Raw genomic sequence first — 12017 nt, forward strand, 5'->3', positions numbered from 1 at the left:
GATCTTCTCTGAGTTAGTATCTCTCATTTGTGGTAGGAAGAAAAATAATATAACTCCTCATCGCCATCAGATTAAGAATTTCATTATTCTCCAAAACGACAAAAGTACACTGAATTCTCATAAACAACCAACTGTGGTGAGATAAAATTTTTGTTTTGGGGCATGGGGAGCCTGGAGTCTTTAGCTTGATAGTGATGTGACGCTATCCCACATAGAGATTAATGATTTTACACCCTAAATGTTATTTAACTAAAAAAATATCTCAAATTCGAGATTTTTCGCTTGCTTTTTAATCACTTGAGTTGTAAAGTGATAGTAACGAAAGCAAATGAGTCATATGAAAAACATACACTCAGTTGTTTTCGTCTTACACAGTAAAATAATGTATGAATGAATTCAATGCAGCTTATTTAGTAAAAACTACGACTAAGTTATAAAAACATAATGAGAATAAATTGAAAAGCTAAGAAGCATATTATTTTTTTGGTTATCACTTGACTAGTAAAATGAAACGGAGGAATGACCGATGTATGAAATTAAAGGGCATCATCACATTTCAATGGTTACGAAAAACGCAAATGAAAATAATCACTTTTATAAAAACGTGCTTGGTTTACGTCGTGTGAAAATGACGGTAAATCAAGACGATCCGTCAATGTATCACTTATTTTACGGAGATAAGACAGGAAGCCCAGGTACGGAGCTATCATTTTTTGAAATTCCTTTAGTAGGAAAAACATATCGTGGTACGAATGCGATTACTCGAATTGGATTACTCGTTCCGTCAGAGGACAGTTTGCAATACTGGAAAGAACGATTTGAGGAATTTGGTGTGGAACATAGTGAAATGACAACATATGCAAATCGTCCTGCTTTGAAATTTGAGGATTTTGAAGGACTTCGTTTCGTACTACTCGTTTCAAACGGCGAAAAAGTGAAGCATTGGGAAACGTGGGAGAAATCAGAAGTTCCTGCAAAGCATCAAATTCAAGGAATGGGTGCTGTGGAAATGACAGTGCGTAGACTTGATAAAATGGCGAGTACACTTACAGAAATGTTTGGTTACACAGAGGTTAGCCGAAATGATGAAGAAGCAATTTTTCAGTCTATAAAAGGAGAGGCCTTTGGAGAAATCGTTGTGAAATATTTAGATGGTCCTTCTGAAAAGCCGGGCCGCGGTAGTATTCATCATTTAGCAATTCGTGTGAAAAACGATGCAGAGCTTGCCTATTGGGAAGAACAGGTGAAACAAAGAGGCTTCCATTCTTCAGGAATCATCGACCGTTTCTATTTTAAAAGCTTATATTTCCGTGAATCAAACGGAATTCTATTTGAAATTGCGACAGATGGACCAGGATTTACAGTTGATAGAGATGTGGAGCATTTAGGAGAAAAACTTGATTTACCACCATTCTTAGAAGATCAGCGAGCAGAAATTGAAGCAAATTTAGCTCCGATTGAAGAGAAGTAATAGAAGAAAAAATACAAATTTAATATATAAATGAAAACCATTGGAGGAATAGAAAATGAACCAATTAAAAGGAATTCACCACGTTACAGCGATTACAAGTAGTGCAGAAAAGAACTATGAATTTTTCACTCATGTTTTAGGAATGCGTTTAGTTAAAAAAACGGTAAACCAAGATGATATTCAAACGTACCATTTATTCTTTGCAGATGATAAAGGTAGTGCCGGAACAGATATGACATTCTTTGACTTCCCAGGTGTTCCAAAAGGAGTACACGGTACAAATGAAATTTCAAAAACTTCATTCCGTGTTCCAACGGATGCAGCATTATCATATTGGGTGAAACGCTTTGATCGTCTTGAAGTGGAACATACAGGAATTAAAGAGCAATTTGGTAAGAAAACTCTTTCTTTCGTTGATTTTGATGATCAACACTATCAATTAATCTCGGATGAAGTTGATAAAGGGGTAGAATCAGGTACACCATGGCAAAACGGGCCAGTGCCATTAGAATATGCAATTACTGGTTTAGGACCTGTATTTATTCGTATCGCAAACTTTAGTTTCTTTAAAGAAGTGTTAGAAAAAGTTCTATTATTTAAAGAGATTGCTCAAGAAGGAGAATTCTATTTATTTGAAGTGAATGAAGGTGGAAACGGTGCATCTGTCATTGTAGAACATAATACAGTTCTTCCTGAAGCACAACAAGGTTTTGGTACAGTACACCATGCTGCATTCCGTGTAGAAGATCGCGCTGTATTAGAAGAATGGATTGAAAGAATAGGTAGCGTTGGTCTCCCTTCATCTGGTTATGTAAATCGTCACTTCTTCGAGTCATTATACGCAAGAGTTGCACCGCAAATTTTATTTGAATTCGCAACAGACGGTCCTGGTTTTATGGGAGATGAGCCATACGAAACACTTGGAGAAAAATTATCTTTACCTCCATTCCTAGAGCCAAAACGTGAAGAAATTGAAAAATTAGTTCGTCCAATTGATACAGTGAGAAGTACAAAGGAATTTATTAAAGAGTAAAAATAGAGATAATAAGTAGGAGAGCAAGTAGTTTTAGCGAATAGCTGAAATTGCTTGCTTTTTTATTGGTCGATAAAAATTCTGATAATTATTTCTCAAGTTTTGTAATAGGAAATGTTTAGTATAATAACAATAAAATATTAAAAATTCTGATAATAATTTTTCAATACATGCTAATGGGCGATGATATACAATTTGAATAATTGTATAAATATCCCAAATTTATAAATTGGGGCAAGGGGGACGCGAGGTATGGGAGCAGATGTAGTAACGAAGGAGCAAATGAAACATTTTTTAGATGATTGGTATCGTGTAATGTTGCAGCAACATATAGAGAAAGCTACAGAAATGAAAGAGGAGATTGATAGTAAGATTAGTGGTTTGGAAGTTGATCAAGATGTATCGCTTTATCATGCGTTATTGAAATTTAGATATGATGCATTAGTTGATTGGATTGCAGTTAGAGAAGATAGTTTTGATAAAGTAGAATCTTTCGAAATTCCGACAGAAGGCTTTCTAGCGTATTACTATCACTTCTTTAAAGGATTTCATTGTACATTAATTTCAAATTATAACGAAGCGAAAGAACAGTATGAAAAAGCTGAGAAGTTATTGAAATATATTGCAGATCCGATAGAGCATGCGGAGTTTAATTATCGAATGGGGAACTTTCATTATCATTCCTATCAACAAATTAATGCGATTGATTATTTGAAAAAGGCAAAAGAAGATTTTATGAAGCAATCAGGATATGAGGTTAATTTTGCCTTATGCGAGAATATTTTAGGGTTATGCTATGTTGATTTAAATCAATTTGAGTTAGCAGAGGAGATATTTAATAATTCCTTAAATGTTTTTCAACAAATTAATCATGAAAAATATATTTTAATGGTTAGAAATAACTTAGGGTTGCTATATGCAAATCAGAATTTATCTGAGTTAGCCATTCGCCATTTATCCGAAGTAACAAAGAAAGCTCCTAATCATTTTAGGGCGCTGTACTTGGAGGCTGATGAATATTTAAAAATAAAAGAATTTGAAAAAGCGAGTGCCATAATAAGTAAAGGATTGCATATTTGTAATCAGTTGAAGAATCAAGAATATCAATACCGATTCATGGTTTTAAATGAAATGAATACAAATATTGATGCATTAGAAGAGGTTGTTATAGCAGGTATTTCTTACTTTGAAAGAGAAGAGTTATTTGACTGTATTCAGGAATATACAGAACGCTTAGCAGATAAATTTTATGATATAAACAATCATGAAAAGGCTAGTAAATATTATCGTATGAGTAAAGAAGCGAGGCAAAAACAGATGACAAAAGGGGCGTTAAAGTAATGAAAAAAATTGTGTTAACAGTAATTGGATTTGCATTTACTTTCTCAGTTTTAGGTTCCCATGATTTTAATGCTATTGCTCTTAATAAGGGAGATACAGGTGGAGCGCCAGCAGGACCAGAGTATTCTGGTTTTAATAAGGGAGATACAGGTGGAGCACCAGCAAGACCAGACTACGTTAACATTGGAGACACGGGTGGAGCACCTGCAGATAATAGAGGCGACGGCGGCGGAGTAAGCCAACTATAATAAAAATAAAGAAGGGACTTCATATGGAAGTCCCTTCTTTATTTTTTGGCCATGCAGAGAAAAGAATTGACTTACTTTTAATATGTAACTATAATAGTTACAAAGTAACCATCAGTAATAGAGATGAGTTATATTTTTTTAATATAATTGTAACTGATTCAGTTACAATTAAAAATCAATCATAAAACAACCAAAAAATGTAAAAACTTTAAATAGCAACATGAGAAAGGAGACGGAAATTTTGAAACGGTTTAAGTTTTATATGATTAGCGGTATTGTGCTCGTTTTGTTAGTAGTATGTAACTTCGTCGATAAGCCGATTGCGAAGGTTAGAGAAGTGAAAGATACTGTTATGATGAAGCTGAATACGAAAGAGAGTATGGCACAGATTGATGGGCAGACGATTTACTTTAAGCAAATTGGTGAGGGGAAGCCGCCTTTACTTATGCTTCATGGATTTGGTGGTTCTTCAGATGGGTTTAGTGATATTTATCCGGAACTTGCGAGAGATCATACGATTATTGCAGTTGATATTTTAGGATTTGGGCGTTCTTCTAAGCCGGTTGATTTTCAGTATTCGTTTCCTGCGCAAGTAAATTTATATTATAAGTTAATGAAGAAGCTCGGATACGATCAGTTTGCGGTACTTGGTCATTCGATGGGGGGAGAGATGTCCCTTAATTTAGCGTATTTATATCCGGACGCAGTGACACATCTCGTTTTGGCGGATTCTACAGGAATCGAGTCTTTCCAGCAAAAAGAAAGTTATGAAGTGTCGCCCCTATCAACGGATCTTCAAACAGTAACAGAGATTACGGATTATAATAAAAATGAAGTGAAAAATAGTCGTGATGATAAAGAGCATTACGATCAGCTTACGAAAATGAGAGAGCGCCGCATTGCGATGGAGGCCGATAAAATTAAAGTACCGACTTTAATTATATGGGGACGACATGATAAGAGCGTTTCTTGGAAAAACGGTGAGCTGTATCATCAGTTATTTACAAATAGTACATTTCATATTATTGAAAAAGGATACCATGCTCCGTTCCGCCAAGAGCCAATCGAATTTATGGAATATGTACAAGCATTTTTCTCAAAGCATCCACAATAAAAAGTTTTTAAGCATAAATCCACTTCTTTCCTCATACAGTGAAACTAATAAGGCTTGTCTAAAGAAAGGAATGAAGTGATTTGGAAATTTTACCATGGTGGGTTTATCTTGTAATTGTTGGGATTGTACTAAGTGGCTACATGGTTTTATATACTTCAAAAAAAGAGCAAGAGATGGATAATGAGTTTATTGAAAAAGAAGGCGAAGTATATATGAAACGTTTAGAAGAAGAGCGTGAGAAACGTAATCAGGATAGTGATAAGGATTCGGTATTACTTTAATAGAAACTTTTGAAGAAGAGAAAAGAGTTTAGTTTCTCTTCTTTTTATTGTTCGGGAAATTATTATAGAAGAAAAATATAAAAAATTTGCATGACATAAAGTGCGCAATGGCTCTATGTTAAGGTGTAACGCATAAGTTGCGTAGGTTATGCAACGATAACTAGCTTTACTCTTCATCATTTGTTTGACCATACTAGGCGTAGAGAGGTGATAAACACAGTATGATTTTTAGCGAGCGTTTAAAAGAAGAAAGGGAAAAAAGAAATTGGTCGCAAAATGATTTGGCTGAAAAACTTCATGTAAGTAGGCAGTCTGTTTCGAAATGGGAAACAGGAAAGAACTATCCGAGCATTGAAATTATTATTCATTTAAGCGATCTGTTCGGTATTACGATTGATGAGTTATTGAGGAGTGATGAAGAGTTGACACAGAAAGTTATTGAAGATAGTAAGCAATTGGCATATCCAAAATGGAAGGTGTTTTTTGATAGTTTATTTATAATGGGCGTATTTTTGTTTGTTACAAAAATCGTTGTGTGGATGTTAAATAAGTTTGCAGGAGCGAGCATTACAATTGTAGCAGACGCACCGTATATGATGAACTTTCTACCTCTTATATTAATGATCGTAGGTGGCACGGTTTCTGATAAGTTGAAGAAAAGATATAAATAGAGGAAAGGTTTGAAAGAAATTCCCTACACTAGCTGTTCTTTTCATATAAATTGTGTACTATAAAGGATAGGATGATATAAAGAAGGGGACATTTAGAATGGAATTTCATGAACAAAAGATTTTGCCAGCAGTGAGGCAAATTAAAGACTTGGAAAAGCTATTACATAGTTCGTATGAATATATTGTTATTTTAGATATTCATGTTGGTCAATTGAAGAGTGTTGTTTCACTCGCGAAGCAACACGGTAAAAAGGTGTTTTTACATGTTGATTTGATCCATGGGTTACAAAGTGATGGGCATGCGACGGAGTTTTTATGCCAAGAATATAAACCGTACGGGTTATTGTCAACAAAGGCGAGCGTAATTATGAAGGCGAAGCAAAAGGGTGTCGTCTCCATTCAACGCATCTTTTTGATTGATTCTAGTGCGATGGAAAAGAGCTGTAATTTGTTAGAAAAGACGAAACCGGATTATATAGAGGTGCTTCCTGGTGCGCTAACGGATGTGATCGCTGAAGTGAAAGAGCGTACAGGTGTACCGATTTTAGCGGGTGGTTTTATTCGTACTGTGGAGGATGTTGAAAGAGCTTTACATGCTGGTGCGACAGCGATTACGACATCGAAAAAAGAATTATGGAAACATTACCAAAAAAAGTGACGAAAATGTGAAAAGATTCTGTTGACACCGCTTTCATTAACGGTTAACATTATAGACAAGTTAATAAACGTGACGGAGAAAAGAAGAGATCCACATTTCATTGTTTCTATATACTTTTATATAGAAGCGTGTAAGCTGTGGATCTTTTTCTTTTGAAAAAAACGAATGGCCATTCATTTTACCTCTATCACATTTGAAAGCATTTAAATTGATTGTGGAGGGATTTTATGTCAGCATTTTTAGGGGAATTAATAGGGACAGCGTTGTTAATCGTACTTGGTGGCGGCGTTTGTGCGGGTGTAAGTTTAAAGAAGTCGTTTGCGAAAGATTCTGGTTGGATTGTAATTACAATGGGCTGGGGCTTAGCGGTAGCGGTTGCAGCGTATGCGGTTGGATCAATTAGTGGGGCACATTTGAATCCAGCTTTAACGATAGGACTAGCATTTAAGGGAGCGTTCCCATGGAGTGACGTACCAGGTTATATCGCAGCACAAATGATTGGGGCAATTATCGGGGCAATTATCGTATATTTACACTATTTACCACATTGGAAAGAAACAGAAGATCCAGGAACAAAGTTAGGCGTATTTGCAACAGGTCCAGCAATTCCGAACACATTTGCAAACCTTTTAAGTGAAATGATTGGAACATTCGTTTTAGTATTTGGTATATTAGCAATTGGAGCAAATAAATTTGCAGATGGATTAAATCCATTTATCGTAGGTTTCTTAATTGTAAGTATTGGTTTATCATTAGGTGGAACAACAGGATACGCAATCAACCCGGCTCGTGATTTAGGTCCGCGTATTGCACACTTCTTCCTTCCGATTGCAGGAAAAGGCGGTTCAAACTGGAAGTATGCATGGATTCCAGTAGTTGGTCCGATTTTAGGTGGATCACTTGCAGGTTTATTCCATCAAGTTGTATTTGAAGGGAAACAAAATTCAGCACTTATTTATGTAATTATTGCAACTGTGGTTGTACTAGCAATCTCATATATGACAAGTAAAAAAAGTGGAAGCACTACAAATAATAGAAAAGTAGCATAGGGGGAAACCGATATGAAAAAATATATTCTTTCATTAGACCAAGGAACAACTAGCTCACGCGCAATTCTTTTCAATAAAGCAGGGGAAATCGTTCATTCAGCTCAAAAAGAATTTACGCAACATTTTCCAAAGCCAGGCTGGGTAGAACATAATGCACAAGAAATTTGGGGATCTATTTTAGCAGTTATCGCAACTTGCTTAAGTGAAGCGGATGTAAAACCAGAGCAAATCGCAGGTATCGGTATTACGAACCAACGTGAAACAGCGGTTGTATGGGATAAAACGACTGGTAAACCAATTTATAACGCAATCGTATGGCAATCTCGTCAAACAATGGAGATTTGTGATGAGTTAAAAGAAAAAGGTTATAGCGAAATGGTTCGTGAAAAAACAGGTCTTTTAATTGACGCATACTTCTCTGGTACGAAAGTAAAATGGATTTTAGATAACGTTGAAGGTGCAAGAGAAAAAGCAGAAAACGGTGAGTTATTATTCGGAACAATTGATACGTGGCTTGTATGGAAACTATCTGGTGGTAAAGCGCACGTAACAGACTACTCAAATGCATCACGTACATTAATGTTTAACATTCACGACTTACAGTGGGATGATGAGCTTCTAGACATGTTAACAGTACCAAAGAGCATGCTTCCTGAAGTACGTCCATCATCTGAAATATATGGTGAAACAATTGATTATCACTTCTTCGGTCAAAATATACCGATTGCAGGTGTAGCTGGTGACCAGCAAGCAGCATTATTTGGACAAGCTTGTTTCGGTGAAGGTATGGCGAAAAATACTTACGGAACTGGTTGCTTCATGTTAATGAACACAGGTGAAAAAGCAGTAGCTTCTGAGCACGGTCTATTAACAACAATTGCATGGGGTTTAGATGGTAAAGTAAACTACGCATTAGAAGGAAGTATTTTCGTAGCAGGTTCTGCAATTCAGTGGTTACGTGACGGAATGCGCATGTTTAAAGATGCAAGTGAGAGTGAAGTGTACGCATCACGCGTTGAATCAACTGATGGTGTATACGTTGTACCAGCATTCGTAGGACTCGGAACACCTTACTGGGATAGTGAAGTACGCGGCGCTATGTTTGGCGTAACACGCGGTACGACGAAAGAGCACTTCATTCGTGCGACGCTAGAATCTTTAGCATACCAAACGAAAGATGTACTTTGTGCAATGGAAGCAGATTCAGGTATCGAACTAAATACATTACGCGTTGATGGCGGAGCAGTTAAGAATAACTTCTTAATGAAGTTCCAAAGTGATATTTTAGAAGTTCCTGTAGAGCGTCCAGTGATCAATGAAACGACAGCTTTAGGTGCAGCATACTTAGCAGGTCTTGCGGTTGGATATTGGAAAAACCAAGATGAAATTAAAGCGCAGTGGCATATGGACAAACGCTTTGAACCAACGATGGAAGCGGAAACAAGCGAAGAGCTATATGCTGGATGGAAAAAAGCAATTGAAGCAACAAAAGCTTTCAAATAATCATAAACAGTGTTATAATGATGACAAGTTAATAATTCGGTAGGAGATTTGGAGAGACCACAACACGCTATAGAGGCGAAATCTATAGCGGAGTTCGTGGTCTCTTTTTTCGTTATCAAAGGGAGGAATTACCATGAAATTTTCAAGTAAACAACGTAAAGACGTATTAAACGGAGTAAATAAACAAGAGTTAGATGTGATCGTAATTGGTGGAGGTATTACTGGTTCTGGTATTGCATTAGATGGGGCAACACGCGGGTTATCAACAATTGTGTTTGAAATGCAGGACTTTGCAGCAGGTACATCAAGTCGTTCTACGAAACTTGTACACGGTGGTCTACGTTATTTAAAACAACTTGAAGTGAAAATGGTAGCAGAGGTGGGGAAAGAGCGTGCGATCGTATATGAGAACGGTCCCCATGTAACAACACCAGAGTGGATGTTACTTCCGTTCCATACAGGCGGTACGTTCGGATCATTCAGTACATCAATTGGTCTTCGTGTATACGACTTCTTAGCAGGTGTAAAACGAAGCGAGCGCAGAAAAATGTTTAACCGTGAAGAAACATTAAACAAAGAGCCTCTTGTGAAAAAAGAAGGATTAAAAGGCGGCGGTTACTACGTAGAATATCGTACAGACGATGCGCGTCTTACAATTGAAGTAATGAAAGAAGCAATTGAGCATGGTGCGAAAGCTGTTAACTACGCAAAAGTAGACAGTTTCTTATATAAAGATGGAAAAGTATGCGGTGTACGTGTAATCGATTTACTAGACGGAGAAGTGTACGAAGTTTACGGTAAGAAAATTGTAAACGCAGCTGGTCCTTGGGTAGATACACTTCGTGAAAAAGATAACTCGAAAAAAGGAAAAGTACTTCAGTTATCAAAAGGTGTTCACTTAGTAATTGATCAAAAACGTTTCCCATTAGGTCAAGCAATTTACTTCGATACACCAGATAAACGTATGGTGTTCGCGATTCCTCGTGGCGGAAAAACATACGTAGGTACAACAGATACGTTCTATGATAAAGATGCAGCTGTACCACACATGACAACAGAAGATCGCACATACATTATTAATGCGATTAACTACATGTTCCCAAGCGTGAAAATTACGGAAAAAGATGTTGAATCAAGCTGGGCTGGTGTACGTCCATTAATTTATGAAGAAGGTAAAAATGCATCTGAAATTTCTCGTAAAGATGAAATTTGGACTTCTGAATCTGGTTTAATTACAATCGCTGGTGGTAAATTAACAGGATACCGCAAAATGGCTGAAATGGTAGTAGACTACGTAACAAACTTACTACAAAAAGAAGGTCATAGTGCATATCCGAAGAGTGACACGAAACATATGCCAATCTCTGGTGGACATGTAGATGGTTCACACGGATTCCCAGCATTCGTTGCGAAAAAAGCAGACGAAGGTACGAAATCTGGTTTAACGAAAGCGCAAGCAGAAGAGTTCGCGAAATTCTACGGCTCTAACGTTGACGTACTATTCGACTTAGCGAAAAAACATAAAGACGAAGCGAAAGAATATAACATGCCGCTTGACGTTCTAATCCCACTTGTATACGCAATGGATTACGAAATGACAGCAAAACCAGTAGACTTCTTCGTACGCCGCAGAGGTGCTGTATTCTTCAACATCCACTGGGTATACGAGTGGAAAGAAGCAGTAATCAACTACATGGCTGCGAAACTAGGCTGGAGCAAAGAAGAACAAATGAAATACACAGCAGAATTAGAAAAAGCATTAACAGACGCTGTAATTCCTGTAGATCAACAAGAGCAGGCAGCTGCGTTAGCTTAAAATAGAGAACCACCTGAAGGAGAGCCCTTTAGGTGGTTTTTCTCTTGACTAAAAATAAATAAAATGTGTTACAATGATGATAGAGTATATAGTATGGATTTTGCATAAAATAAAGAAGACAGAAGCCTGAGAAACTTCTGCCTTGTGTAACCTAACTTGCTATTGTGGTGGTAGTAGGTGCGGTTATAAGACAATTACATTAACGTTTTAGCCGAGAACCGCCCTTACCTTTTCCACGAAGCAGGGTGGTTCTCGCTTTTTGTATACAGAAATTAGCCACGGACCGACGTATCTTCTACCGATGACAACGCCAGCTCCGGTTAGGATACCATACACTAATTTAATTACAAACATCGCGATCATATTATCATCTCCCCCCTTTTTTCAAAATGGAAGAGATGATTACCACACCTACTAGTTATAGCGTTAGTAAGTTACTTTTTAATTGTATTATTTTTCAAAATAAGGGACAAGACATATATGTAAAAATAAATGACTCATTCGTGTGTAAAGTGAGGGGGCGATGAGCAAATAAAGATTGATTTTACTCATAGTAAAGAAAAATTAAGAGTTCAAAAAACGGTATGGACATTGCTAACCGTTCTTTTTTTTATGAATGTATAAAACTTTTCCATAGAGTGCGGCGTCTAATATATGGGAAGGAGGAAATAGTGTGGATGAATTAACAGTAGAGATGTTTGAAATAGAAGATAAAGAGGACACCTTGATGATGATCAAGGTGTTTTTGTTATATGTAAAAAGAATTCACTATTTTGATTAAGTACAAACGTAAATAGATAGCAAAAGAGGGTTATGATAAATAACCCTCTTT

At 36.8% G+C, this 12017-nt stretch carries 11 protein-coding genes; all 11 read left to right on the forward strand.

Annotated features, from left to right (window positions below; genetic code table 11):
- The first annotated feature begins 526 nt into the window (after positions 1–526).
- The 11 genes from F0362_RS05305 to glpD all read left to right on the forward strand — a co-directional run bounded on the left by F0362_RS05305 (position 527) and on the right by glpD (position 11185).
- Positions 527–1471, forward strand: a complete 945-nt coding sequence (locus F0362_RS05305; protein ID WP_149889687.1) for a ring-cleaving dioxygenase — start codon at positions 527–529, stop codon at positions 1469–1471.
- Between the two features lie 55 nt (positions 1472–1526).
- Positions 1527–2504, forward strand: coding sequence for a ring-cleaving dioxygenase (locus F0362_RS05310; RefSeq protein ID WP_001072584.1), 978 nt, complete (start codon positions 1527–1529; stop codon positions 2502–2504).
- Between the two features lie 252 nt (positions 2505–2756).
- Complete coding sequence (locus F0362_RS05315; protein ID WP_000500567.1) at positions 2757–3845, forward strand: response regulator aspartate phosphatase; 1089 nt, start codon at positions 2757–2759, stop codon at positions 3843–3845.
- Positions 3845–4093: a hypothetical protein gene (locus F0362_RS05320; protein WP_000725083.1), complete on the forward strand. Its 249-nt coding sequence runs from the start codon at positions 3845–3847 to the stop codon at positions 4091–4093. The genes F0362_RS05315 and F0362_RS05320 overlap by 1 nt, the downstream gene beginning before the upstream one ends.
- A 241-nt stretch (positions 4094–4334) precedes the next feature.
- Positions 4335–5207, forward strand: a complete 873-nt coding sequence (locus F0362_RS05325) for an alpha/beta fold hydrolase (RefSeq protein WP_000819491.1) — start codon at positions 4335–4337, stop codon at positions 5205–5207.
- Positions 5208–5287: 80 nt separating this feature from the next.
- Positions 5288–5488, forward strand: a complete 201-nt coding sequence (locus tag F0362_RS05330; protein ID WP_000404439.1) for a sporulation YhaL family protein — start codon at positions 5288–5290, stop codon at positions 5486–5488.
- Between the two features lie 221 nt (positions 5489–5709).
- Complete coding sequence (locus F0362_RS05335; RefSeq protein ID WP_000577654.1) at positions 5710–6159, forward strand: helix-turn-helix domain-containing protein; 450 nt, start codon at positions 5710–5712, stop codon at positions 6157–6159.
- 97 nt (positions 6160–6256) lie between these two features.
- A complete protein-coding gene (glpP, locus tag F0362_RS05340) occupies positions 6257–6817 on the forward strand; it encodes a glycerol uptake operon antiterminator GlpP (RefSeq protein WP_000394289.1) in 561 nt (186 codons plus the stop codon).
- A 227-nt stretch (positions 6818–7044) separates the two neighbouring features.
- On the forward strand, positions 7045–7866 hold the full coding sequence (gene glpF / locus F0362_RS05345) for a glycerol uptake facilitator protein GlpF (protein WP_001272191.1): 822 nt from the start codon (positions 7045–7047) through the stop codon (positions 7864–7866).
- A 12-nt stretch (positions 7867–7878) separates the two neighbouring features.
- Positions 7879–9369 (forward strand): glycerol kinase GlpK, encoded by a 1491-nt coding sequence (gene glpK / locus F0362_RS05350; protein WP_000759975.1) that lies wholly within the window; start codon positions 7879–7881, stop codon positions 9367–9369.
- A 133-nt stretch (positions 9370–9502) separates the two neighbouring features.
- Positions 9503–11185, forward strand: coding sequence for an aerobic glycerol-3-phosphate dehydrogenase (glpD, locus tag F0362_RS05355; RefSeq protein WP_000672820.1), 1683 nt, complete (start codon positions 9503–9505; stop codon positions 11183–11185).
- The last annotated feature ends 832 nt before the right edge of the window (positions 11186–12017 follow it).

Origin of the sequence: Bacillus sp. BS98 (assembly GCF_008432245.1) — a bacterium.
Classification (GTDB): domain Bacteria; phylum Bacillota; class Bacilli; order Bacillales; family Bacillaceae_G; genus Bacillus_A; species Bacillus_A toyonensis.

What these genes read in the sequence shown, in the direction of transcription:
- F0362_RS05305 (WP_149889687.1), top strand. Translation starts at nt 527, where the DNA reads ATGTATGAAATTAAAGGGCATCATCACATTTCAATGGTTACGAAAAAC.
- F0362_RS05310 (WP_001072584.1), top strand. Translation starts at nt 1,527, where the DNA reads ATGAACCAATTAAAAGGAATTCACCACGTTACAGCGATTACAAGTAGT.
- F0362_RS05315 (WP_000500567.1), top strand. Translation starts at nt 2,757, where the DNA reads ATGGGAGCAGATGTAGTAACGAAGGAGCAAATGAAACATTTTTTAGAT.
- F0362_RS05320 (WP_000725083.1), top strand. Translation starts at nt 3,845, where the DNA reads ATGAAAAAAATTGTGTTAACAGTAATTGGATTTGCATTTACTTTCTCA.
- F0362_RS05335 (WP_000577654.1), top strand. Translation starts at nt 5,710, where the DNA reads ATGATTTTTAGCGAGCGTTTAAAAGAAGAAAGGGAAAAAAGAAATTGG.
- glpP (WP_000394289.1), top strand. Translation starts at nt 6,257, where the DNA reads ATGGAATTTCATGAACAAAAGATTTTGCCAGCAGTGAGGCAAATTAAA.
- glpF (WP_001272191.1), top strand. Translation starts at nt 7,045, where the DNA reads ATGTCAGCATTTTTAGGGGAATTAATAGGGACAGCGTTGTTAATCGTA.
- glpK (WP_000759975.1), top strand. Translation starts at nt 7,879, where the DNA reads ATGAAAAAATATATTCTTTCATTAGACCAAGGAACAACTAGCTCACGC.
- glpD (WP_000672820.1), top strand. Translation starts at nt 9,503, where the DNA reads ATGAAATTTTCAAGTAAACAACGTAAAGACGTATTAAACGGAGTAAAT.